This is a genomic window from Candidatus Poriferisocius sp. (genome assembly GCF_965202595.1).
Classification (GTDB): Bacteria; Actinomycetota; Acidimicrobiia; order Acidimicrobiales; family Bin134; genus Poriferisocius.
In genome coordinates this window covers 666,361-689,868 of sequence record NZ_OZ241836.1, presented here as the reverse complement: position 1 = coordinate 689,868, position 23,508 = coordinate 666,361, and the positions used below count along the sequence as shown (strand labels likewise).

At 66.3% G+C, this 23,508-nt stretch carries 27 protein-coding genes; 2 read left to right on the top strand and 25 right to left on the bottom strand.

The genetic code is table 11. The features are described 5' to 3' along the window. Window positions 1-74 precede the first annotated feature (74 nt). The 10 genes from ACOGXC_RS03545 to infC form a co-directional block, all read right to left on the bottom strand. Window positions 75-1,319: an MFS transporter gene (locus ACOGXC_RS03545; RefSeq protein WP_419919339.1), complete on the bottom strand. Its 1,245-nt coding sequence runs from the start codon at window positions 1,317-1,319 to the stop codon at window positions 75-77. Further along, complete coding sequence (locus ACOGXC_RS03540) at window positions 1,316-2,542, bottom strand: potassium channel family protein (RefSeq protein WP_419919338.1); 1,227 nt, start codon at window positions 2,540-2,542, stop codon at window positions 1,316-1,318. The genes ACOGXC_RS03545 and ACOGXC_RS03540 overlap by 4 nt, the downstream gene beginning before the upstream one ends. A gap of 18 nt (window positions 2,543-2,560) precedes the next feature. Beyond that, a complete protein-coding gene (locus ACOGXC_RS03535) occupies window positions 2,561-3,793 on the bottom strand; it encodes a magnesium transporter (protein ID WP_419919337.1) in 1,233 nt (410 codons plus the stop codon). 112 nt (window positions 3,794-3,905) lie between these two features. Beyond that, entirely contained in the window at window positions 3,906-4,838 is a 933-nt protein-coding gene (locus ACOGXC_RS03530; RefSeq protein WP_419919336.1) for an NAD(P)H-dependent flavin oxidoreductase, read from the bottom strand. A 137-nt stretch (window positions 4,839-4,975) separates the two neighbouring features. After that, on the bottom strand, window positions 4,976-6,121 hold the full coding sequence (locus ACOGXC_RS03525) for a hypothetical protein (protein ID WP_419919335.1): 1,146 nt from the start codon (window positions 6,119-6,121) through the stop codon (window positions 4,976-4,978). 29 nt (window positions 6,122-6,150) lie between these two features. Continuing rightward, complete coding sequence (locus tag ACOGXC_RS03520; RefSeq protein WP_419919334.1) at window positions 6,151-6,378, bottom strand: hypothetical protein; 228 nt, start codon at window positions 6,376-6,378, stop codon at window positions 6,151-6,153. Continuing rightward, window positions 6,375-7,130: a TrmH family RNA methyltransferase gene (locus tag ACOGXC_RS03515; RefSeq protein WP_419919333.1), complete on the bottom strand. Its 756-nt coding sequence runs from the start codon at window positions 7,128-7,130 to the stop codon at window positions 6,375-6,377. The genes ACOGXC_RS03520 and ACOGXC_RS03515 overlap by 4 nt, the downstream gene beginning before the upstream one ends. 40 nt (window positions 7,131-7,170) lie before the next feature. Then, a complete protein-coding gene (gene rplT, locus ACOGXC_RS03510) occupies window positions 7,171-7,530 on the bottom strand; it encodes a 50S ribosomal protein L20 (RefSeq protein ID WP_419919332.1) in 360 nt (119 codons plus the stop codon). A gap of 30 nt (window positions 7,531-7,560) precedes the next feature. Further along, entirely contained in the window at window positions 7,561-7,755 is a 195-nt protein-coding gene (gene rpmI / locus ACOGXC_RS03505) for a 50S ribosomal protein L35 (protein WP_419919331.1), read from the bottom strand. Window position 7,756: 1 nt separating this feature from the next. After that, window positions 7,757-8,377 carry a translation initiation factor IF-3 gene (gene infC, locus ACOGXC_RS03500; RefSeq protein ID WP_419920004.1) on the bottom strand — a complete coding sequence of 207 codons (621 nt, stop codon included), beginning with the start codon at window positions 8,375-8,377 and terminating at the stop codon, window positions 7,757-7,759. A gap of 290 nt (window positions 8,378-8,667) precedes the next feature. Here infC and ACOGXC_RS03495 point away from each other — a divergent pair, with 290 nt between their 5' ends. Continuing rightward, entirely contained in the window at window positions 8,668-9,138 is a 471-nt protein-coding gene (locus ACOGXC_RS03495; protein ID WP_419919330.1) for a DUF1844 domain-containing protein, read from the top strand. Here ACOGXC_RS03495 and ACOGXC_RS03490 read toward each other — a convergent pair. The 7 genes from ACOGXC_RS03490 to def all read right to left on the bottom strand — a co-directional run bounded on the left by ACOGXC_RS03490 (window position 9,125) and on the right by def (window position 14,833). Next, window positions 9,125-9,340, bottom strand: coding sequence for a cold shock domain-containing protein (locus tag ACOGXC_RS03490; protein WP_419919329.1), 216 nt, complete (start codon window positions 9,338-9,340; stop codon window positions 9,125-9,127). The two genes, ACOGXC_RS03495 and ACOGXC_RS03490, sit on opposite strands and share 14 nt — an antisense overlap. 71 nt (window positions 9,341-9,411) lie before the next feature. Then, window positions 9,412-10,287 (bottom strand): ATP phosphoribosyltransferase, encoded by an 876-nt coding sequence (gene hisG / locus ACOGXC_RS03485; protein WP_419919328.1) that lies wholly within the window; start codon window positions 10,285-10,287, stop codon window positions 9,412-9,414. Between the two features lie 97 nt (window positions 10,288-10,384). Further along, window positions 10,385-11,368: a bifunctional diaminohydroxyphosphoribosylaminopyrimidine deaminase/5-amino-6-(5-phosphoribosylamino)uracil reductase RibD gene (gene ribD / locus ACOGXC_RS03480; RefSeq protein ID WP_419919327.1), complete on the bottom strand. Its 984-nt coding sequence runs from the start codon at window positions 11,366-11,368 to the stop codon at window positions 10,385-10,387. A gap of 105 nt (window positions 11,369-11,473) precedes the next feature. Further along, a complete protein-coding gene (locus ACOGXC_RS03475; protein WP_419919326.1) occupies window positions 11,474-11,962 on the bottom strand; it encodes a MogA/MoaB family molybdenum cofactor biosynthesis protein in 489 nt (162 codons plus the stop codon). A gap of 89 nt (window positions 11,963-12,051) precedes the next feature. Beyond that, window positions 12,052-13,314, bottom strand: a complete 1,263-nt coding sequence (locus ACOGXC_RS03470) for a transcription antitermination factor NusB (RefSeq protein ID WP_419919325.1) — start codon at window positions 13,312-13,314, stop codon at window positions 12,052-12,054. Window positions 13,315-13,358: 44 nt separating this feature from the next. Next, window positions 13,359-14,240: a methionyl-tRNA formyltransferase gene (locus ACOGXC_RS03465; protein ID WP_419919324.1), complete on the bottom strand. Its 882-nt coding sequence runs from the start codon at window positions 14,238-14,240 to the stop codon at window positions 13,359-13,361. Beyond that, window positions 14,237-14,833 (bottom strand): peptide deformylase, encoded by a 597-nt coding sequence (gene def / locus ACOGXC_RS03460; RefSeq protein ID WP_419919323.1) that lies wholly within the window; start codon window positions 14,831-14,833, stop codon window positions 14,237-14,239. The genes ACOGXC_RS03465 and def overlap by 4 nt, the downstream gene beginning before the upstream one ends. 189 nt (window positions 14,834-15,022) lie before the next feature. Here def and ACOGXC_RS03455 point away from each other — a divergent pair, with 189 nt between their 5' ends. Next, window positions 15,023-15,628 (top strand): class I SAM-dependent methyltransferase, encoded by a 606-nt coding sequence (locus ACOGXC_RS03455; protein ID WP_419919322.1) that lies wholly within the window; start codon window positions 15,023-15,025, stop codon window positions 15,626-15,628. 122 nt (window positions 15,629-15,750) lie between these two features. Here the strand turns inward: ACOGXC_RS03455 and ACOGXC_RS03450 are convergent, their stop codons facing one another. The 8 genes from ACOGXC_RS03450 to ACOGXC_RS03415 all read right to left on the bottom strand — a co-directional run bounded on the left by ACOGXC_RS03450 (window position 15,751) and on the right by ACOGXC_RS03415 (window position 23,467). Continuing rightward, window positions 15,751-17,463 carry a hypothetical protein gene (locus ACOGXC_RS03450; RefSeq protein WP_419919321.1) on the bottom strand — a complete coding sequence of 571 codons (1,713 nt, stop codon included), beginning with the start codon at window positions 17,461-17,463 and terminating at the stop codon, window positions 15,751-15,753. Window positions 17,464-17,502: 39 nt separating this feature from the next. Continuing rightward, a complete protein-coding gene (gene metK / locus ACOGXC_RS03445) occupies window positions 17,503-18,690 on the bottom strand; it encodes a methionine adenosyltransferase (RefSeq protein WP_419919320.1) in 1,188 nt (395 codons plus the stop codon). 146 nt (window positions 18,691-18,836) lie between these two features. Beyond that, the gene (coaBC, locus tag ACOGXC_RS03440; protein WP_419919319.1) at window positions 18,837-20,135 is read right to left on the bottom strand and encodes a bifunctional phosphopantothenoylcysteine decarboxylase/phosphopantothenate--cysteine ligase CoaBC; all 1,299 of its coding nucleotides are present in this window, start codon (window positions 20,133-20,135) and stop codon (window positions 18,837-18,839) included. 115 nt (window positions 20,136-20,250) lie between these two features. After that, window positions 20,251-20,622: a DNA-directed RNA polymerase subunit omega gene (gene rpoZ / locus ACOGXC_RS03435; protein WP_419919318.1), complete on the bottom strand. Its 372-nt coding sequence runs from the start codon at window positions 20,620-20,622 to the stop codon at window positions 20,251-20,253. A gap of 126 nt (window positions 20,623-20,748) precedes the next feature. Continuing rightward, window positions 20,749-21,432 carry a guanylate kinase gene (locus tag ACOGXC_RS03430; RefSeq protein WP_419919317.1) on the bottom strand — a complete coding sequence of 228 codons (684 nt, stop codon included), beginning with the start codon at window positions 21,430-21,432 and terminating at the stop codon, window positions 20,749-20,751. After that, entirely contained in the window at window positions 21,359-21,676 is a 318-nt protein-coding gene (gene mihF, locus ACOGXC_RS03425) for an integration host factor, actinobacterial type (protein ID WP_419919316.1), read from the bottom strand. The genes ACOGXC_RS03430 and mihF overlap by 74 nt, the downstream gene beginning before the upstream one ends. A gap of 38 nt (window positions 21,677-21,714) precedes the next feature. After that, window positions 21,715-22,560, bottom strand: coding sequence for an orotidine-5'-phosphate decarboxylase (gene pyrF / locus ACOGXC_RS03420; protein ID WP_419919315.1), 846 nt, complete (start codon window positions 22,558-22,560; stop codon window positions 21,715-21,717). Beyond that, window positions 22,553-23,467 (bottom strand): dihydroorotate dehydrogenase, encoded by a 915-nt coding sequence (locus tag ACOGXC_RS03415; RefSeq protein WP_419919314.1) that lies wholly within the window; start codon window positions 23,465-23,467, stop codon window positions 22,553-22,555. Before ACOGXC_RS03415 ends, pyrF begins: the two co-directional genes overlap by 8 nt. Window positions 23,468-23,508: the final 41 nt, after the last annotated feature.

Genomic DNA, 23,508 nt, shown 5'->3' with positions numbered 1-23,508 from the left:
GACTCACCAATGTTTCTGATCGACCATCATGGCCGACCCGTCGCGATCACCGGTGGAGCCTTCCCACCATCCGATCACACCCTCCCCCCAGCCGCCTGGGTCTGGCGGCGAGCGGTGCGGCCGGCGACAATCGACCACACCACCACCAGAGCGGTGGCTGCGGCCATGTACCCGTGCATCTGTCGCAAACCGATCTGATCGGCCAGAACCCCCAGAGGGAACGCGATCAGGCTCTGGGCGCTGAACGCGATCATGATCAAGCTCTGAACCCGGCCGTGATAGACCGGCTCGGCCAGCAGCAACGACATGGACATGTTGGCGGTTTGGAAAGTGGTGGCCGCACCACCCAGCACGAACAGCACTGCCAGCGCCACCAGGTGGTCGGGGGTCACGGCCAGAACGGCCACACCGGCGGCCACCACCACCCCACTGGTGACCCGCAGTTGCCAGAGCTTGGTGTTGTCCCGAATGCGAGCAACCTGGAGCGCGGTGACCGTGCCGCCGAGAGCGTTGGCACCCTGAAGCAGTCCCAACCACAGCGCTCCCACTCCGAACACGCTCTCGGTGAACTTGGGGAGGAACGCCAGATAGGGAAGGGCCGCGACAACCATGAGCGCGGTGGAGATCACCACCACTCGCAGGTAGGGCAGCCGCCGGACATAGCCCACCCCGTCGGCTATTTCCTCGAAAGGGCTGCGAGCCTCTCGCCACTTCGGACGCGATACCGGCAACAACATGACCGGGATTGTCCCCACTGCGGTGAGGCCCGCGCTCAGCAAGTAGACTCCGGCCAGGCCGAATCCGGGGGTGTCGGCCAGCACCCCGGCCAGAGCAGGCCCGACCGTCTGGGTGCTGGCCACGGTGAGCTGGGTGAGCGATATTGCGTTGGACAGCAGTTCGCGCTCCACCACTTCTCCGGTCATGGCCACCCGGGCCGGCCCCATGAACGCGAACGATGCCCCCTGTATGAACGATGCCACCAGCAGCATCCAGAACCGCTCCTGCCCCAGCACCACCATTATCCCGAGCCAAAGCGAACTGAGGGTGAGCGATGCGTGGGAACCGAGTATCAGCGCCCGCCGGGGGAACCGGTCGGCGGCCACACCCCCGAACGGGGTTACGGTGACCATACCCACGCCGAAAGCCAGCAGCACCAGGCCAAAGCTGGAGTTGCTGTCGGTGAGCTGGATGGCCAGCCACCCCCGGGCCAGGATCTGCATACCCACCGCGAGAAACGCCACCAACCCCGACCACCACAGCATGGCGTAGCTCCGATTCGACAGCGACGCGAACGCCCCGCCGGTGGAGGTGACGCTCACAGTTCCAGCGGTTGGAGCTCGTCCTCGAGACCCTCTTGCTCGCGTACCAGGTGCCAGCCGAAACGGGCGGACAGGGTCTCGCGACCCTCGTCGGGGCCGCAGGCGATGATCCGGTCGCCGGCCGCCAGCACCGACCGGCCCCGGGGGTGGTAGATGTAGCGTCCGGCCCGGCGGATGGCCAGCACGGTGAAGCCCGGCTCGATGCTCAACGCCAGATCCCGGAGCGAGGCCCCATCGGCTTCACTGTCCGAAGCCACCGGAAGCTCCACCACAACCTCATCGGAGTCACCCAGGGCAATCTCCAGAATCGGATGCACGTCCTCCCCCTGCTCCACCAGCGAGACCATCTGGCGGGCCTGATCCCCGATGTCCTCGGCAGCCTGGCCGAGGTGCAAAAGCCCTCGAAGGGGGGCGGGATCTATGTTGTCGGCCGCGGCCCGCAGCACCCACAGCTCCAACTGATGGTTCATCTCGTCCAGCCGGGACTCCAGGTGTCGCACTTCCGCGGCCAACCCCCGGTCGTTCAGCACCAGTGTGGAGTAGGCCAAACCCACCGCGGCCTCCGACAGATCCTTCATCTCCACCAAGACCCCCACCGCCCGATCCAGATCGGAGATCCACGGATCCTCAGGTGCCACCCGCTCCTCCCACACGGGTGCGGCCGCCAGTTGGTGCAGCCGGGTGATCCCCGCGGGCGATCCCCGCAAGAAGAGCACATCGCCGGGCATCATGAGCTGATCACCCCTCACATCGGTGATCCAACTCCGATCCCGCCGGATGGCCATGACCCGCATCCCGGCCACCACCGGCAACTCCAGGTACCCGAGGGGGCGGCGGGCCATGTGGGATCCCTCCCGCACCACCAACCGATGCGAGACCTCCTCCGCGCCGGACATGTCAGCCACCAGCTCGGCAGGGATTCCCAGCCGGCGGGTCACTATCCGGGATATGTCCACCGCATCGTTGGCGATCCGCTCGATGGCGCTGATGACCTGGAGCACCGATGACATGCCCTCGGCCTCCCTCGGGTGGCGCACGGCCATGATGCACACCGCCCGCATGTCCCGCACCATCTCAGTCATCCGCACCTCCAGGTTGTCCACCTCGGTGGCCATATCGGGATCACCGAAGTACAGGGCGGCATAGGCAAGATCGACCATCAGCTCGGAGAGGTCCTTGGCCTCGGCGAGCATGGCCCGGAGATTTCGGGGTTTATCGTCCATCAGCAGTTTCCCTTCAAACTATCCACTGATTCCTCCCACCGCGGCGATGGCAAACACCAAGGTGAGAGCCCCCACCAGATCGAGCACCGCGGTCACCATCGGGATGCCCACCGTGTCGGGATCCACTCCGAACCGCACCGCGGCAATGGTCCCGTAGTAGGCCACAGCCGCCGCAACCATCACCACCAGGATTCCCCCGGTAAGGGCAACCGCCACCAACCGGCCCGCCCCCGGCCCGCCCAGATCGAACAGCACCCCACCCCATTGTGATACCAGGGCCACCAGCGCAAGGACCGGAACCGCCAATCCGAACGTCACCCCCACGTCGGTCCGGGCCCCCCGGCGGGGCAGAACCGAGGGGCTGATCAGACCCAGGTGCAGCTTGCTGGACAGCCGGTTGGCCAGGATTCCCCCCAACGCTCCCGCGGTAGCCAGGTAACCGGGCACCATTACCAGCAGCACGGGGTGGCCGGCGAACACCTCGAACCGGTTCTCCACCGTCACCCCGGCCATCAGCGACAAAACCCCGGCCAGCACCAGAACCGGGATCGACTCCCGCAGGATGGTCCGCAACTGAGGCCCCGGGGACCGGACGGCAGCCAGCAGCGAGACCACCGTGATCGCAACCACCACTCCAGCAATCACCGGGGTTACCACGTTCCGCCGTACCAGGTAGGATGTCAAAAGGAGTGCCGGCACAGTCAGCACATCACCCGCGGCGGTAACCATCGGAGAGGTCACGTTGTCGGGATCCAAACCCCACCGCACCGACCCGGTGGCCATTCCCAGCGCCACCAGCAGCACGAACACCGAGGCCAGCGTGCCCCCCAATACCGAGACCACCACATAGTCGGCCACCCCGATGGCCCCCTCCACCCCGGTACCGGATGCCACCGCCGAGGCCAGCAGGGCCAGCGCCAGCGACAGGACCAGGGTCAGCACCATCGAAGCCCACACGTTCTGGCCCACCACGCTTGAGGACCGCAGCGACAGGCGGAACGTGCCGGCATGGATGGCAGTGCCCAGCCGGCTGCCCAGCGCTCCGAAGATGTTGCCCCGTAGCGCGATGGCCGCCGGTACCAGCAGCAACAAACCGGGAAGATCGGCCAGCCGTTCGTGGCTGCGACCCAGCACCACCCCGGCGATCACGCTGGTAACCGCGAGCACGCACAGCGCCCCCAGCGCCTGGGCCACCCCTCTGGGGTCGGGACCAAGCAGCCGGGCCAGGGGCAGCCGGACGAGAGAGAGCATCAAACCGGTTCCCGAACCTCAACACGGGCCGGCAGCCGGGTGGGAGAGACCATCATCAAACCGATTCCCGAACCTCAACACAGGCCGGCAGCCGCGAAATCTGCGCTGGCATCTATTGCGAAGCGGCCTGGCCCAGGCGACGCAAGCACCGGCGGCACTCCTCCCAGGCTCGGTTCAGGATGTCAGCGACGGGCTCCACCGAGTTGATCCTGCCCATTACCTGGCCGCCGAAGGGAACGGCCACATCCATCCGCCCGCCGAAATACTGGTCCATGAGCCGGTCCAGACCGGGCATCTGCACCTGATCCTGGTGTTCCAGCTCGGAGGTCAGCTCGGTACGCAGCGCCCGCATCCCGGGCCGGCCGAACCGGTTCAGCAACACGGTGTCGGTTTCGGCAGCATCCACCACTGCCTGCTTCCAGTTGCCGTGCACCGGCGACTCCGCGGCTGAGAGCATCCTGGTCCCCATCTGCACACCGTCGGCCCCCAGCACCAGAGCGGCGGCCATGGACACACCGTCGCATATCCCCCCGGCCGCGATGATCGGCACATCCACCCCGGCCCGCACCAGGGGAGTGAGCACCATGGTGGACGAGCCGTGGGGATTCTTGAAACCACCCCCCTCCACCCCCTCAACGATGAGGCCGTCCACCCCGGCATCCACCGCCTTGCGGGCCCCCCGCAGCGTGGGTACCACATGAAATACGGTGATTCCCGCGTCCTTCAATACGGCGGTGAACCGGCCGGGGTCGCCGGCCGAGGTGGTCACGAACCTCACCCCGTGATCAATAACAAAATCGATGACGGTGGCATCGGGCACCAGGAGCTGGGCGATGTTCACCCCCCACGGGCGATCGGTCAGATCGTTCATCCTGGCGATCTCCACCTTGATGTCGTCCAGCCGGCCCGAGGATGTCTCAATTATTCCCATGCCCCCGGCATTGGACACCGCCGAGGCCAACCGGGATCGAGCGATGTAGCCCATCGGAGCTTGCACAACGGGTATCTCGATACCCAGAAGTTCGGTGATTCGGGTTCGCATCACGCCAGCTTCACCGGTGCCGGCACCCTGAGGAAACTGAAAATATCACCGGCACCCTGAAGCACCCGGCTCACCGTGCCGCCCTGCCCGAACCTGAGGAAACTGAAAATATCACCGGCACCCTGAAGAAACTGAGAGAATCACTGCCGCCCCCTGGTGTTGTCGGATCGAGACACGAGCTGGCGCAGCAAGGGAGTCCGGGGGCGGTGCATGGGACGGTGAAACAGCGGTAACCGGTGGTAGGGGGAGGGGCGGTCGCTGCTCCACTTGCCCGGTGGGGCCGAGGTGATGGAGGCCAGCCCCACCAGGCAGTTGTCGTAGTTGACCCTCCAACCGGCGAAGTCGCTCCAGGCCTGGTCGCGATCCTCCACCACCGGAACCCCAGCATTTCGCAGAGTCTCGTAGGTTTCGTAGAACTCCCGGCGGCGCACGGTGATCGGGGCTGCGGGCTGCGGGTCGGGGTCGTAGTCAATGCCGAAGAAATCGGCAATGTGGCGCAGAGCCATATAACCCGACCGGATCATGAACGGCACCGCAGGCGAGTTGGGTACCGCCACCGTCGATTGCATGATGGCCGCGGCATCCAGGATGGCCCCTGCGGCTACCACCCACGAGCGGTCGGAGCGAACCGACCTAAAGAAGGACAGCGCCGGGAAGATCTGGTGAGTCTCCTCGATCTGGATGAACCAGTGCTCCCACTCGGTCCAGGTGTCTTCCATGGACTCGAGTGCGCCGTTGTTGTGGGCCAGGATGATCATGGCCTCCGGTGTCGGGGGGGTGCCGGCCCTGACCTCGAGCCGGGCCACCGCGGACTCCCGGGAGCTGAACGCGCTGTACATGGCCGGTAGGAAACTGATCAACAGCGCCACGATGCCCAAACCTATGAGCGCTTCGATGATGGCCAGAACCAGGCTCACCAGGTCGTTCTTCTCCCGAAAGCCCAGCGTGGCCAGCGACGACCCGCTCAACATCAACGACTCCCGGTACGGGCGCACACCGTTGGCCCAGAACATGAGCGAGAACCCGTAGATGATCCCGGTGGCCCAAACGAACGGCAGGCTCATGAGCGTGGTCGAGGCGTAGCGGGACAGCACCGTGTCGCGCGACTCGTAGGACTTGCGGTGCCGGGCCAGCAACGAGAACAGCAGTCCCATACCGACGTACACGAAGCGGACCAGAAAACTCCGCTCGGCCCGGGGAACCACAACGGTTCGGACCGCGGCCAGCAGCGTGCCCATGGAGATCAGCCCCCCCACCCCGAACACAATCCCGTCCACCCAGCTCATACCCGCTCAAGACTAGGCAATCCCAACGACTATTTGTGTTTTTTTCTATAATGTAAATTACTTTTTCTGTAATATAAGTAAGCAACAATGGAGGTAATTGCAACCAGAATAAGCACTTCTCCAGGTCCAATTGCTCCCAAACCCAGACCAGCAAGTATTATCAGCAATAGAAAAAAGCAGGCCAGCCAGACCAGTACGGTTTTCAAGAGCAACCCTACCTTGCTGGGGTTGCTGCTGGGCTCCGAATCCTGTTTCATTGGTCTTTTCCTGCGGGTTGGAATGCTGCAGCCTTCTGGCGGCGCTGGCGGGCTATTTCGAAGCATAGCACGGCGGTGGCGGAGGCCACGTTGAGGGATTCCACCGAGGCCGCCGTGGGGATGCAAACCCAGCGATCCGCCGCCGATTCATCGAGGCCGTGGGACTCGTTGCCCACCACCAGCGTGAGGGGGCCGGTGAGATCAACCCGGTCGCAGGGGTCACCCCGGTGGGGGTCCGTACCAACTCGGAACCCCACGGGGGCCGCCACCGCCAGGGGGGTCCGGAACAGAGCACCGGCGGCGGCTCGCACGGTCTTGGGGTTCCACGGATCCACCGAGCCGGGACCAAAAACCACGGCTTGAGCACCGGCAGCCACCGCGCTGCGCACGATGGTGCCGGCGTTACCGGGGTCGGCCACCCCGGCCATTTCGACCACGAAATCGCCATCCTCCAGCGGGCCGGTCGGCGGGATCCGGGCAGTGGCCATGACCCCCTGAGGCGTGACCACCGAACCCATTTTGGTCAGAACCCCTTCACCCACCGTCCAAACCGGGGCATTCACCACGACACCGGGCTCCACCCCCGGCTCCACGAACACATCAGCCAGCTCGACCCCCGCATCCACCGCCTCGGCCAGCAGCCGGGGCCCGTCCACGACGAACTTGCCGGTTGTCACCCGCTCACGATGCCGGTGCACCAGGCGGCGCAGCTCGGCCACCCGGGGATTACGCGCGCTGAGCAGCTCGGGCAACCGAGAACTTCATGAGCGGCGCAGCTCGGCCACCCGGGGATTACGCGCGCTGAGCAGCTCGGGCAACCTCCACCAGCGACGTGAAGGCCGAGGGGTCGTGAACCGCCAGATCGGCCAGGATCTTGCGGTCCACCTCCACGCCGGCCTGCTTCAAGCCGCTGATGAACCGGCTGTAGGTGGTGCCATTCTGGCGGCAGGCGGCGTTGATGCGCTGGATCCACAGGCGGCGGAACTGCCCCTTGCGAGCCCGGCGATCCCGAAAGGCGTACTGACCGCTGTGCAGCAACTGCTCGTTGGCGGCTCGAAATGTCCGGCTCTTGTTGCCGTAGTAACCCTTGGCCCGCTTGAGAACCGCCTTGCGGCGCTTGCGGGCGGGAACGGAGCGCTTGACCCTGGCCATCGTGTCTTCTCCCTGTACTCGAATCCGTGGCTAGAGGCCCAACTGGCGCTTGGCCGCCGGGGTATCGGCTTTGGACACCATCACGGGGCCGCGTAGCTGACGCTTGCGCTTGGGGGCCTTCTTCTCAAGGATGTGGTTCTTGTAGGCGCGGCGGCGGCGGAGCTTGCCGGTACCGGTGGTCTTGAACCGCTTGGCCGCGCCTCGGTGGGTTTTCATCTTGGGCATTTCAGTTACCTGCGCTCTGGGGAGCAGCCTCGGCCGCAGCCTCGACCTCCGCCGTGTCCTCGGCGGAGGCACGGGGCGAGCGGGCGGCTTGCTTGCGGGACCTTCTCTTGGCCGGGCCCAGCACCATAACCATATTACGGCCGTCCAGCCTAGGATACACCTCGACCTTGGCCACGTCGGTCACCTCATCCTCGATGCCGTCGAGAATGCGCCGACCCAACTCGGGATGCTGCACCTCACGGCCACGAAACATGATCGTGACCTTGACCTTGTGCCCATCCTCCAGAAAACTCCGAACCTTGCGCGTTTTGGTCTCGAAGTCGCCGGGGCTGATCTTGGGCCGGTACTTCATCTCCTTGACGATGATGTTCGTGCTGTTCCGCCGGGATTCCTTGGCCCTCTGGGCCGCCTCGTACTTGTACTTGCCGTAGTCCATGATCCGGCATACGGGTGGATTCGCTTTTTCGGCAACCTCCACCAGATCCAAGCCGGCTTCACGGGCCATGTCCAACGCCTCGGCCAGCAGGCGGATACCTACCTGCTGCCCGTCCTGAGCCACGAGACGCACCTCCCGGGCGTTGATCCGGTCGTTGATCCGGGGCTCGTCCTCTGCCGAGGCTATGGCCGATCACCGCTCTGCAATGCGCATATTCCTCTCTCTCGCTTACGGGGCCGACGCGCTGGGCTTGGTTTCCCCACTTGCACGCCGGAGTTGCGGGGTAACAGTATCAGCGTTCAAGGACCAACACACCAAACGAGGCCAAAAGGAGCTGAGCAGGACGATAGCCCCCACTTGCACGCCGAAGCTGCGGGGTAACAGTATCAGCGTTCAAGGACCAACACACCAAACGAAGCCAAAAGGAGCTGAGCAAAACGATGAGCACACTGTGGACACCAGGGGGTGAGGTGCCGGTGGGAAGAGGCGACCAGCAACCGGCTACCCCACCACCGCAGGCACCACCCCAGGCACCACCGCAAGCACCACCCGAGGCACCACCGCAGGCACCACCCGAGGCACCACCGCAAGCACCACCCGAGGTGCCGGAGGATCCGTTGGCCGGGCTGAGCGAAGAAGAGCGGGCCCAGGCCGAGGAATTGGCCCAGCAGTTGGCCGAGGCCCGGGAGAAGATCGCCGGCACCCCGGCATCAGTGGTGGTGGGCAACCATGCCATGGGTCTGTACGAGCTGGGGGCGATCCACCTCAGCCAGCAACCCCCCAACTTGGACGAGGCCCGGCTGGCCATAGATGCCCTCGCCGCGGTGGTGATCGAGCTGGAGGGCCGCCTCGGCGAGCACGAGGTCACCCTGAAGGACGCCCTCCACCAGATCCGAATGGCGTTCGTGCAGGTATCCAGGGCTTTCGAGGCACCTAGCGAGGAGTAACCCCGACCGCTTCCCACGCCCCCCGGTGACCGGGCGATAACCGGAAAACCACCGCGGTACCGGCCTCGATGGTGCGGGTTCCATCCGCGACAGCCGTGCAATGAAACGGGTAGCTGGTGTTGCTGACCGTGGTGATCATCCCCCAGCCGGTAGCGCTATCGAAACTCTCGACGCAGCCGGTGAGCAAAAGGGTGTCTGCCATTTTACGCCTCCTGTAATGACCGTCGAAACTCTCGACGCAGCCGGTGAGCAAAATGTCGGGGTCCGCCGGAATCAATGGACGATCTTGGCCAGTGGCAACTCGATGATGTCGCTGGCCCCGGCATCCCGCAGATCGGGAATCAGGATGTTCATTTCGGTCTTGAGCACGACGGTCTCCACCGCGTAACCGTGGCCCCCGAACAGCTCGTTCACCGTGGGGGCCTTCATGGACGGCAGCAGATCTATCACCTTGTCGAGATTCCCGGCCGGCACGTTCATCTTCACCAGCACCTTGCCCCTGGCTTCCAGCACCCCGCTCAACAGGGTATGAATCTGCTCCATGGCGTGGCGGCGCTCGGGCTCGGCGTAGCTGACCGGATTGGCCACCAGTTCGGTGTAGGACGTGAGAATGGTGTGGATTATCTTGAGTCCGGCAGCCCGCAACGCCCGACCGGTCTCGGTGACATCCACTACTGCGTCCACGATGTCGGGAGTCTTGGCCTCGGTGGCACCGTATGACAGGGCAATGTCGGCCTCGATGCCCAGATCGTCGAAGAACTGCTTGGTCAGGGCGGGATACTCACTGGAGATTCTCACCCCCTGGGGCAGGTCCCCGGCGGTGTCCCACGGCGAATCGGCGGGAACGGCCAGCACTACTCGGATGGGCCGGGAGGTGTTCTTGGAGTACCGCAGCTCACCCAGCGAAACCACCTCGCTGCCGGTCTCGACCACCCAGTCCCGCCCCGTGATACCCAGATCGAACAGCCCATCGGCCACATACCGGGGGATCTCCTGGGGCCGGAGGATGCGAACCCGATCAACGCGGGGATCGTTGATGGTTCCCTTGTAAGCCACGTCCGAGCCGCGAATCACCGGGATGTCGGCAGCTTCGAACAGCTCCATGGTCGCCTTCTCCAACGACCCTTTGGGTAGCACCAGCGAGAGCATGCCCCCAAGCTACCGAATCCATGGTTCCGAGCCGCGATCCGCAACCGGTTCAAGGGGACGAAACAAAGAGAAGAACAAGCAGCGATCCGCAACCAATTCACCAGGGGCGAAGGTCGATGCGCAGGTCGGGGCCCAGTCGGCACACATCGGTGATCTCCCCTCGCCACAGCTCGGCGATGGTGGCCGCCCCCGAACCGGAGAACATGGGTTGGCCGTCGTCGCCGCCGAACAGGGCAGCAGCCAGGTACACGGCATAGTGATCCACCAGGCCGGCCCGGTGGAAGGAGGCCGCGGTGGCCGCTCCCCCCTCCACCAGGAGCTGGACCACGCCCCGCTCCCCCAACTCCTGGAGCACCCGCTGGAGCGGGCCTTTCATCTCCAGAGCCGGGTGGACCCGGGTGCCGGGGGGAGCGGTGCCCAGCACCACCCTGAGGGGTTGATCGGTGCGGGGGGTCACACCGGCAGAGGGCTGCCAGTGGCGCACGGTCAGCGTAGGGTCATCGGCTCTTACGGTGCCCGCTCCCACCAGCACCGCATCGCTCTCGGCCCGCAGCCGGTGGCTGTCGGCCCGGGCCTGGTGTCCGGTGATCCAGCGGCTGGTGGTATCGGGAGCGGCTATGCGGCCATCCAGCGATGCCGCCAACTTCAGCACCACCCAGGGGAGTCCGGTGCGGCGATGCTTCAGGTAGGGGGCGAGCAGTTCCGCGGCCGCGGTGGCCCGCATCCCCACCTCCACCGTCACCCCTGCCTGCTGAAGCGCGGCAATACCCCGCCCGCGAACCGCGGGGTCGGGATCCTCGACCGCCACCACCACCCGGGCTATTCCCGCGGCGATGATGGCATCGGTGCAAGGTCCGGTACGGCCCTGGTGATTGCACGGCTCCAGGGTGGTGTAGAGGTCGGCCCCCTCGGCCTTGGGCCCCGCGGCCCTCAAGGCGTTTACCTCCGCGTGGTTGCCCCCCGGCGGCGAGGTGGCCCCGATGAAATGTTCCCTGCCGGTGGCCACCACCGCCCCCACCCACGGGTTGGGCGAGGTGATCAGCCGGCAGGAGCGAGCCGCTTCCAGAGCCAGATCCATCATCCGGCCGCCGCGACCTCCCCATCCTCGTGAGGCGATCCAGCCAGGGAGGCAGGCTGGTGTCCAATCAACCGCGGTGACCCCCGTCCTCGTGAGGCGATGTCAACCTCAATGCTCGGTGGGCTGGTCGGCCAGCAGGCGCACCGCGTGGGGGATGACATCGAGCACCGCTTCCAGGCATTCCACCGACCCCTTCGGTGATCCGGGGAGGTTCACGATCAGCGCGGTTCCCCTGGTGCCGGCTATGGCTCGGGACAGGCGGCCGAACGGGCTCACCAGCCGGGTCGCCTCGGCCAAGCCGTCGGCCCGCCGCTCCAGCACCGCGGCGGTGCCCTCGGGCGTGAGGTCGCGGGGGCCGAAACCGGTCCCCCCGGTGGTGACGATGAGCCCGGCGAAGCCCCCGGACATGTCCAGCAGGGCATCCCGCACCGACTCGACCCCATCCTCGACCGCCCGGCGGTCAGCCACCCGGTAACCCTCACGAACCAGCGTCGCCACCAGGGCATCCCCCGAGCCGTCCTGGCGGGTACCGGCGATCACACCGTCGGACACGGTGAGAACCTTGGCGGCCAACCCCGCGGTATTTCGATCAGCCATCATCGGCCAGGCTAGCCATCCGCGCTACCCGCCATCACCGATCGGAACCATGCATCCACCCGATCAGCCATCACCGGCCAGGCTACATGTCAGTCCGGGGGTGGTGAGTGGTCTCCGGAGGTTTTGTATATGGCGATGAACATTCCATCGGTGTTGTGATCCTGGGGCAGAACCAGGGCACCGCGACCACGGGGGCGCCAGCGGGCATCGTCAATCCCGACCGGCACGGCGTCCGGGTGCTCCCGGGCCACAAAATCGTCCATGGCCACCGTCTCGGCCTCGGTCATGGTGCAGACGCTGTACACCACCACTCCCCCCGGCCGCACCAGCCGGAACGCGGTTCGCAACAACCCGGCCTGGAGGCGGGCCAGTTCTTCCACATCCTCGGGATTCACTCGCCAGCGGGCATCGGCCCGGCGACCCAACACACCCAGCCCGGAACAAGGGGCATCCACCAGCACCCGGTCGAAGACCCCGGAGCGAAACGGCGGTTGACGACCGTCGGCAACCACCACACCGGCCAGGGGAACCCCCAAGCGGGCGGCGTTGGCCACCACCAGAGATGCCCGGTGACGGCGGCGATCGGCAGCCACCACTGCGGCCGAACTCCCGGCCATACCAGACGCTTTCTGGGTCAGGGGCGACACCACAGAATCAGAAGCCACCACCGCCGCCCAGTGACGGTAACGCTCGACAGCCACCGCCGCCGAACTCCCGGCCATGGCCGTGGCCTTGCCTCCGGGGCCGGCGCACATGTCCAGCACCCGCTCCCCCGGTTGAACATCGACCAACTCGGCCACCCATTGCGATGCCCGATCCTGGACATAGCCGTCGGGTCGAACCGCAACCGCAACCGGACGGTTCATCCGCTCCAGCGCGGCGTGGGCATCAGCCGACCCGAGATCTGCCTCCAGCCGCTTCACCATCCAATCCGGGTAGCTCATCCGTACCGCGTCGGTGGGCCAGACCGGATCCAGCTCGGCCACCCGGCGCAGAACCGCGTTGACAAATCCCCGCCGGTGGCTGGGGCTGGCTCGAACGGTCTCGCTCACCGCGGCATAGGCCGGCACGTCCATCATGTGGAGCTGGTACGCCCCGATCCGCAGCAGGTTGCGGGTACCCAGGTCGGGAGGATCGGCCACGAAACCGTCGATCAGGTGATCCAGGGCCCGGCGCATGCGGGTAACCCCGTAAACCAGTTCGGTGATCAGGGGCGCGCTGCGCTCGGGCAGGTCGACCGAGGCCAGCACCAGGTTGGCATAGGCACCGTCACCCTCTATCCGGTTCAAGAGCGAAACCGCCACGGTCCGGGCGTTTCGCCCCCCGCCAGAGTGGTTCGTATTTTTTCCCATGGGCGAGTTTCCTTACCGGGCGTTTCGCCCCCCGCCAGAGTGGCTCACGACCCGAGCCGATCATCGGGGGTCGGGCGGACCCCCCGGACCCAGTCCCCGGCAGTCTGCCGCCGCCCGCCCTCCATCTGAACCTCCACCAGCCGCAACCGCCCCTCACCGGTGCCGGCGAGATCGCCATCCAGTTCACCAGCCGTTTGCGACCCCTCAACCGGAAGGGCCGACCAAATTTTGAGGATCCTTCCCCTCCAGGTTGTCCACGCCCCACCGACCCGAACCTGCCGACCCAGAACCACCGCCGGCTGGTTCCAATCCAGGCGGAGTTCATCACGGGTGATCCTGGCTGCGTAAACCGGCTCACCCCGCTGAGGCTCGGGCTCGCCCAGGCCGTCGCGCAAAGCATCGATCAACATGGGGACGGCTGCCTGCACCAGGTCAGCCTTCAGCAACGCCGTGGTGGCATCGGCGGCTATGGGCACCTCGACCCGGCGATACACCCGGCCGGTGTCTAGTCCCTCGTCCACCTCCATGAGGCACACCCCGGTCACCCGGTCACCCGCCAGGATGGCCCGTTCCACCGGGGCCGCGCCCCGCCATCGAGGCAGCCCCGAAAAATGGATGTTGACCATGGCCAGGCGATCCAGGACGGGGGGGGCGATGATCTGACCGAAGGCCACCACCACTCCGAGATCGGCATCCACGTCGAGAACATCGTCCACATCGGAGGTGGTGGGAATGCCCAACCGGGACGCGGTGGCCCTCACCGGGCTGGGGCTGGGGGCAGCCCGCCGTCCCCGGCGCTTGTCGGGCCGGGTCACCACCAGAGCCACATCGAAGCGGGCCTCAACCAGCGCTTCCAGGAACGGAACCGATTCCGCCGGGGTGCCGAGATAGACGAGCCGGTGAATCTCAGCCGGCGGATCGATCACGGCAATAACTGGCTGCCGCTGGAACCGGGGGGACGGCTCCGATCCGGCACCTCGACCCGACCGACTCCACTCCGGCTGCCGCCGGAACCGGGGGGACGGCTCGGATCACCCATGGCTCGCTGCCGCAGGATGCGCTTGGCCTCGCGCCGCTGATCCTCATCCAGATAGTCGAGCAGTATCCGGCCCTCGAGGTGGTCGAGTTCGTGCTGGAACAGGCGGGCCTGGAGGTCCTCGGCCTCGATGGCCACCTCGTTGCCGTCCAGATCGTAGGCCCTCAGATGGATACGGCGGGGACGGACGATCTCCCACGACAGCTCGGGCACCGACAAGCAGCCCTCGTTGTAGGTCCACTCGCCGTCGCTGCCGATGATCTCGGGGTTGATCAGAACCCCGGGGCCCTCACCGAAGTCGTAAACGAAAAAGCGCTGCGACACCCCCACCTGGGGCGCGGCCAGACCGATGCCCGGGGCCTCGTACATGGAAGTGAACATCTGCCGGCACAGATCGGCCAGCGCCCCGTCGATATCGGTAACCTCGGCAGCCACCCGCCGCAACACCGGGTCGCCATAAACCCGTATTCGAAGCCCAACCATGAAAAGCAGGCTATCGCCAACCGGTTCACCACCCTCATCCGGCAGGTTACCGCCAACCGTTTCACCACTTTCATCCGGCCGGTTACCGCCAACCGTTTCACCACTTTCATCCGGCCGGTTACCGCCAACCGTTTCACCACCCTCATCTCGATAGCCAAGCCCGATGATGGGTCGGGGTACCGTCGGGGCATGGGCGACTCGCACTACTTCAGCACGGTGCCGGCCAAGAGGCGGCGGGTGGGAACGGTCGAGTTGCGGGTGGGTGATCTGGATGTGGAACTGTCCACCGACCGGGGGGTGTTCGCGGCTGGCGAGGTGGACTGGGGAACCCGGTACCTGCTGGCCGAAGCACCTCGCCCGCCCCGAACCGGACCATTGCTGGACCTGGGCTGTGGATACGGGCCGATAGCGGTGGCCCTGAGCCGGTGGGCCCCCCAGGCCCCGCTGTGGGCCGTGGACATCAACCCCCGGGCGCTGGAACTGTGCCGGGCCAACCTGGATCGCCACGGCGGCAAAGCAGCCACCACCTGCCTGCCCGACGAGGTTCCTTCCGAGGTGTGCTTCGCCGCCATCTATTCCAACCCCCCCATCCGCATCGGCAAGGCCGCCCTTTACGAGATGCTGGCCGCATGGCTGGAAAAACTGACCGAAGAGGGGCGGGCCTATTTCGTGGTCAACAAGCACCTGGGCTCAGACTCACTAGCCCGATGGCTGAAGGAGCAAGGCCATCCCACCACCCGGCTCAGATCCCGCCGAGGCTACCGCATACTGGAAGTGCAAGCTAGATCGCTCTAACCGGATCCACATCGATAATCGGGGGCAGCGTTGGACGCATACTGGAAGTGCAAGCTAGATCGCTCTAACCGGATCCACATCGATAATCGGGGGCAGCGTTGGACGCATACTGGAAGTGCAAGCTAGATCGCTCTAACCGGATCCACATCGATCCGGAGGCGGCCTGGGGGGCGTTTCACCGAGGCCAGGGCATCGCACAGGGTGTCGTAGTCGGGGGCTCGCAGAAAGAATTGGTCGTCCGGGCCGGGAGCCACCCGAACACCCAGCGGGTTGCCCAGTCGCTCCATGTACTCCCCAGCAACCTTGCCGGACACCACCGCGATGGCCCCGTAGGGGGGCAGGCCAATTTCCTGGCGGCGGTCCCGCTCGAACCGGGCCAGGATCGCCGGATCAGCCCGGAACGCGGCCACCACCGCGGGGTCTTCGGGCAACCGGGTCTGGAGCAGTATGCGCCCACCGGCGGTGCGGGAGCCGGTCACCCGAGCAGCCCGGGCTATGAGGGCCAGCGCCTGCTCCCGAGCCCGGAACCGGGGGGCCAGCAGTTCCTGGTCCAGCTCCAGAAACGCCACCGTCTCGAACGGGCGTCCCAGGTGCAGAACCGCCTCGGTGCCCACCACCACCCGGGCACCGGCGGGGCCGGCATAGCCCTGGCCGGTCGCCTCCGCCACCGGGGACCGCACCAGCGCCTCCACCTCCTCGCGGACCCGGTTCACCCCGGCCCGCAGGTTTTTCATCCCGGTGCTGCCGCAATCGGCACAAATCCGGGGGCGAACGTGATCCCCAGCCCGGCACCGCAACCGTCCATCGTCGGTTTGGCGCATGGATGACCGGCACTCGGTGCATACGACCAGCTCACCGCACACCCGGCAGGCCAGCAACGCCGAGCGTCCCAGCCGATTCAGCACGCAGGCCACCTGCTTTTGCTCGCGCAGCGCCCGAACCAGCGCCGGGGAGTAGAGACCGGCCCGGGCCGGATCCTCGCCGCGGCGATCCACCACCTCCACCTGCGGCCAACCGTCGCGCTCGATGCCCCGGGCGGGCCGCAGCAGGGGCCGGGACCGGAGCGCCTCCAGGCTGGGCACCGGTGACAGCATCACGCAGGGAACCCCCGCCCGGCGGGCCCGCTCCATGGCCACATCCCGGCCGCTCCATGTGGGGGCGGACTCCGAGCGATAGGCCTCGTCGTGCTCGTCAACCACCAGAACCGAGGCCAGCTCGGGGGCGGGGGCCCACGCCGCCGACAGGGTGCCCACCACGGTGGCCCCGGCTGAGGCCGCTGCCCAACCCTCGGGATGGCGCACAACCCACGCTCCCGCCCGGCGCAAACCCCGCACCAGGTAATCGGCCCGCTCGTGGTCAGGCACCAGGATCAACGCCTGGCCCCGAGCCGCGGCGGCAACGGCAATGGAAAGAAGATCCTCCGAGGGCGCAAGGCGCAGGGTGCAGCCCTCGCCGTTGAACAGGTTGGCGTGGTCACCGGAGGGCACCAACCGGGAGCGCTGGGGGCGGGGACGAGCCGGCACCATGCGGGAAGGCGAAGCGGTGCGCAGGAAGTGGGCCGGGCGCCCGGCCCAGCGCCAGGCGGCCCACCGGCTCAGATCGATGAGCCCCTCGTCGGGTCCCAACCCACTCAACCGGGCCAGCGGTACCGGTTCGACCCCCTCGGGCCGGTCCACATCAACCGCGGTGATCCACCCTCCCGTCCGGCGACCGTTCAGCACCACCCGAACCATTGACCCGACACCGAAGCGGGGATCGCGGTCCCAGCCCTCGGGAACCGTGTACGTGAACTCGCGATCTACGGCGATGACATCGGGAAGGACCCGAACATGCAATTTCGTGGCCCGCTTCGCGGTTCGCTTCGCGGTCCGCGATCAGGACAACCCCAACGCGGAGCGGAGATCTTCCACCCGGTTGGTGCGTTCCCAGGTGAAGGTGCTCTCAGGGCTGCGCCCGAAGTGACCGTAAGCCGCGGTCTGCCGGTAGATGGGCCGCAGCAGACCCAGATCATTGATTATGGCTCCGGGCCGCAGATCGAAGATCTCGTTCACCTGGCGGCTGATCCTGGCCGGATCCACCGTTTCGGTGCCGAAGGTCTCCACCATTACCGACACCGGGCGGGCGATACCTATGGCATAGGAAACCTGAACCTCGCAGCGGGTGGCCGCCCCCGAGGCCACCACGTTCTTGGCCACCCAGCGAGCTGCGTAGGCCCCGGAGCGATCCACCTTGCTGGGGTCCTTCCCCGAGAAGGCCCCCCCGCCGTGACGGGCCATGCCCCCGTAGGTGTCCACAATGATCTTGCGCCCGGTAAGCCCGGCATCGGCCACCGGACCGCCCATCACGAACTTGCCGGTGGGGTTGATCAGAACCTCGTAGCCGTCTCCACGGAACCTCTCGGGCACCACCGGATCAACCACCTGCTCCCTGAGGTCGTTCTTCATCTCGATCAGGTCGATCAGGTCGCGGTGGTGCGCTGACAAGACCACGGTGCTGAGACCCACGGGCCTGGTCCCCTCGTACTCGAACGTCACCTGGCTCTTGCCGTCGGGGCGAAGGTAGGGCACCGACCCCGAACGGCGAACCTCGGTGAGGCGTTCCACCAGCCGGTGGGCGACGTGGATGGGAAGGGGCATCATTTCCGGGGTCTCGTCGCAGGCGAAGCCGAACATCATGCCCTGGTCGCCGGCCCCCTGCTCCAGCGGGTCGGGCCGGTCGCACCGGTTCACCCCCTGGGCGATGTCGGGGGACTGCTCGTCGATGGACACCATGACCCCGCAGGTGTTGCCGTCGAAACCGAAGTCCTCCCGGTCGTAACCGATCTCGGTGATGGTTTTGCGCACCACCTGGGAGATGTCGATGTAAGCCTCGGTGGTGATCTCCCCGGCCACCACCACCAGCCCGGTGGTAACCAGGGTCTCGCACGCCACCCTGCTGTGGGGGTCGGCCTCCAGCAGGGCATCCAGCACCCCGTCGGAGATCTGATCGGCAATCTTGTCGGGATGGCCTCCGGTTACCGATTCGGACGTGAAGCAGTAACGGTGGTTGGAACCTCGGCTCATTGAATCTCCTGGCTGACAGTGGAGTAACGGTGGTTGGAACCTCGGCTCATTGAATCTCCTGGCTGGCAGTGGAGTAACGGTGGTTGGAACCTCGGCTCATTGAATCTCCTGGCTGACAGTGGAGTAACGGTGGTTGGAACCTCGGCTCATTGAATCTCCTGGCTGACAGTATTGGATACGTACCGGCTGTGTTCTTGACCCCCTGAGGAGGGGTCTTGTCGCCCATCGCGCCGTTTCCGGTCGGCCAGCACCAGATCGAGAACGGCTCGGGCCACGTCCCGCTTGGAGCGTAAACCTATCGGGAGCATACGACCGTCGGAAGCCAGCACCACAACTTCGTTGGTGTCGCCGGCGAAACCGGCATTCTCGGCGGTCACATCGTTGGCCACGATGTAGTCGGCTCCCTTGCCGCTGAGTTTCGCGGTGGCATTGGCGGCGACATCGCAGGTCTCGGCGGCAAAGCCCACCAGAATCTGCCCCTCTGGCTTGGACGCCCCCAGCGCAGCCAGGATGTCGGGGGTGGGTTCCAACTCGACATCGGGCACCCCGTCACGCTTTTTGAGCTTCACACCAACCGGATCAACCGGGCGGAAATCAGCTACTGCGGCGGCCATGATCACCATGTCGGCATCGGCGGCGGCCGCAGTGGTGGCGGCGGCCATCTCGGCCGCGGTGTCCACCCTGACCACGGTTGCGCCCGGCGGTCCGGAGCGACCCACGGTGGTGACAATGGTCACCTCGGCCCCCCGGCTCGCGGCCTCGTCGGCAAAGGCATGACCCTGCTTGCCCGACGACCGGTTCCCGATGTAGCGGATCGGATCCATGGGTTCCCGGGTGCCACCGGCGGTTATCACCACCGACAGCCCGACCATATCGGGGGTTTCGGAGGGCGGATTCGCAGCTTGCGCCAGGATCCGCCCCAGCGCGGCCACGATGTCGCCCGGTGAACTCAGGCGCCCCAATCCCTCATCACCTCCGGCCAGAAGACCCGCTTCCGGCCCGACGACATGGACCCCCCGCTGGATCAGAGTGGCAACGTTGGCCGCCACCGCCGGGTGCTCCCACATCTCGGTGTGCATGGCCGGGCAGATAACCACTGGGGCCCGGGTGGCCAGCAGGGTGGCGGTCAGCAGGTCGGAGCTGATGCCGGCAGCGTAGGCACCGATCACCCGAGCCGTCGCCGGAGCCACCACCACGCAATCGGCGGTCTGACCCAGGGTGGTATGGGGAATGGGATCGTCCTCGTCGAACAGGCTCATGCGAACCGGCTCGGAGGCCAGGGCATCGAATGTGGCCCGGCCCACGAACCGGGTGGCACCCCTGGTGAGCACCGGTAGGACGTGGGCCCCACCATCCATCAGCCGCCGGCAGACTTCGACCGCCTTGTAAGCCGCTATACCCCCGCTCACGCCGAGCACGATGCGCTTACCGGCAACCGCGGACATAGCTTGGTCAGGACGCTTACCGGCAACCGCGGACATAGCTTGGTCAGGACGCTTACCGGCAACCGCGGGCATTGCTATGTCAGGATGCTTACCGGCAACCGCGGCCATTTCCTGGTCAGGACGCTGAATCGAGGCCGGATCGGTCCCCATCGCCCGGGTCGGAAGCGCCGCCGCCGAGATCGGCCCCACCGGTGAGAATCATGGACGCGGGCGAGGTCTCCTCCTCCGGTTCCGATGCCTCGACCGGATCGGCCGCAGTGATCTTGTCGGCCACGATCTCCTCGAAGGCAATTGACAGGGGCTTGCGGCTCGTGGTCAGCACCTGGGGTGGAACCATCGCCCCCAGGCCCTCACCGAGCTGGCCGAAGTACGAGTTGATCTGGCAGGCCCGCAGCGCCCCCAGGGTGACCAACCGGAACTTGGACCCGGTACGCCCCAGCAGCTCCTCAATGGTCGGATGCATCATGGTGTCGTGCTGTTCGGTCATCTTTATGGCCTTCTTGTGATGAGCAACCCTATTCCGGCCGGTACCGGTAGAGCGGGCCAATGATAACAAGAAGCCACGACAAATCCTTCATCACCCGGATTCATCACCCCCATCGCCACAAATCCTTCATCCGCCCTCACCCCCATCGCCTTCCGGTGGGCCCCGGCGGGCATCCTCGATGATGGAGGCAATTTCCGCCACCGCCTCATCGAGTTTGTCGTTGACCACGCGAACGGCATCGAGTTCGCGAGCCAGGGACCGCTCGGCCGCGGACAGGGCCAGCCGCTCGGCAATGTGAACCTCGGAATCGCCCCGGCCCCGCAGGCGGGATTCCTGCTCCGCGGCCGACGGAGCCTCCACGAATATGCACAGGGCATCGGGATGGCGATTGCGTACCTGTACCGCGCCCTGGACATCGATCTCCAGCAAAACGTCACTGCCCTCGGGGGCATCGGGCCACGGCGTGCCGTACAGATGGCCGGCGATCTCGGCCCACTCCACGAAGCCACCCCCGGCAACCCTCTGGTTGAAAGCAGCCTCATCGACGAACACGTAAGCAGTTTCGGCCTCACCCGGGCGGCGGGCCCGGGTTGTCCACGACCGGCTGAGCCACAGTTGGGGATCGCCGGCCACGAGGGCGGACGCGAGCACCCCCTTACCGACCCCACCGGGGCCGGACAGTACGATTATGAGCGGTTGGTTTAGCCGCCGCAGCGTTCGATTACGAGTGGTTGGTCTAGCCGCCGCAGCGTTCGAGCAACGCAGCCCGCTGCTGCGCTCCCAACCCGCGAACGCGACGGCTATCGGCAATGCCGACCTCTTCCATCACCTTGCGAGCCCGAACCTTTCCCAGACCCGGAAGGGACTCCAACACGGCCAGCACCTTGGTCCCCGCCACGACCTCGTCGGTCTCAGCCTGCTCGAACAGTTGGGAGAGCGAGAGCGACCTCATCTTGAGTTTGGCCTTGACCTCGGCACGCCGGCGGCGCACCTCCCCGGCCTTGGCCAACGCTGCCCGGCGCTGCTCTTCTGTCAGTTGTGGGGGTTCTGCCATTACATGATTGTAGTTCGTGCTGCAAGTACTTTTTGGGATTACGAGCTACCCGGTGTTTCCTGGGGCCGGAGACTGCGGATAGCGGCGGCAAGCAGCCGGGCCCGCTCGGCCATCCGGGCCAATGCTTGCTCCAACTGCTCCGATCCAGCCTTATGGGACTGGACATCCGCGTAGGACTGGACATCGGCATGGGACTGAACTCCGGCGTAGGATTGGACATCGGCGGTCACGGTTCGTCCTATGACCAGCATGGAGGCTCCCGCGGCTATAGCCGCCTCCGGAGTGGCCGGCCAGGCCTGGTCGTCGGGGCTCGTACCCGCGAGGCGGATGCCAGGAACCACCCGGGCCAGCCGGGGAGCCGTATTCCTCACCACCGTGAGATCAGCCGCCGAGCACACAACCCCACCGCAACCGGCGTCACGGGCCGCAGCCACCCGCTCCGCCAGCACATTTGGGGACCGATCCCGCTCGCTGGTCAGAATTGTCACCCCCAGAACCTCCGCTGTGCCGCCGCTGCCTTCGGCCAGACCCTCCACCCCGGCCCGAAGCATGGTGACCCCACCGGCGGTGTGGATGGTCAGCCACCGGCCCCCGATCCGACCCACCGCCGCCGCTGCCCGGCCCACCGTGGTGGGGATGTCGTGGAACTTGAGATCCACGAACACCTCAAATCCCAGATCGATCATGGCCCTGACCGCATCCGGGCCCGCGGTTGCGAACAGCTCTATCCCGACCTTGGCCACCCCCATCCAGGGTCGTACCGCCTTGGCCATCAAGCAGGCCAGTTCCAGATCATCCACATCCAAAACGATGGCCAGCCGGGGATCGGGCCCCAGGGGATCGGGCCCAGCAACATCGGGCCCCAGAGGATCGATTTCACTCATGGGCAGCTCCGACCAGTTCGTCCACCCGATCAACACCGTGGGAGGTGCACCACCGGGCCAGGCCTCTCAGCACCTTGACCGGGGCTCGGGGGTCAGCGAACGTGGCGGTACCCACCTGCACAGCCCGGGCCCCCGCCAGCAGCATTTCGACCGCGCCGGTGCCGGTGGCCACGCCCCCCACCCCGACAATGGGAACATCGGGGCGGGCGGCGTGAACGTCATGAACCGCCCGAACCGCCACCGGGCCCATGGCCCGACCCGACACCCCTCCCCCACCGCCGCCCAGCACGGGCCTGCGAGCCTCGACATCTATAACCATGCCCAGCAAGGTGTTGACGAGGACAACGGCCTCAGCCCCACCTTCCATCGCGGCATCGACAACCTCTACCAGGTTGCCGGTGGCGCTGAGCTTGGCCCACCGGGGAAGACCGCACGCCGCAGTGGCGGCCACCGCGGCCCGGGTCATTTCCGCGGAGTGGGAGAACATACGGCCCCGATCCTCCAGATTGGGGCAGGAAACGTTCACCTCCACCGCCACGACTGCTTGCAGGACCGGGTCGCCGGCACTGGCCAAAAGAGCGGCGGCGGCGGCGTAGTCGTCCAGGGTGCGCCCCCAGATGGACACCACGACACGAGCCCCCGTACCGGCCAACACCGGTAGCTCCTCGGCCAGCCAGCGCGGCAGGCCCGGGCCTTGGAGACCGACGCTGTTGATCATCCCCGCGGGAACCGGATGAACCCGGGGGGAGGGGTTCCCGGGCCACTCGTAGGCAGCCAGCGACTTGACCACCACCGCACCCAGCTCGGAGAGATCCAGGTAACGGGCCATCTCCGCGCCGTGGCCGACCGTGCCCGAGGCGGTCATCACCGGATTGGGCAACAGCACCGAGCCGATGGCGGTACCCAACCCGGCGCGCTTCGACCTAAACGCTTGAGGGTGAGTTGACC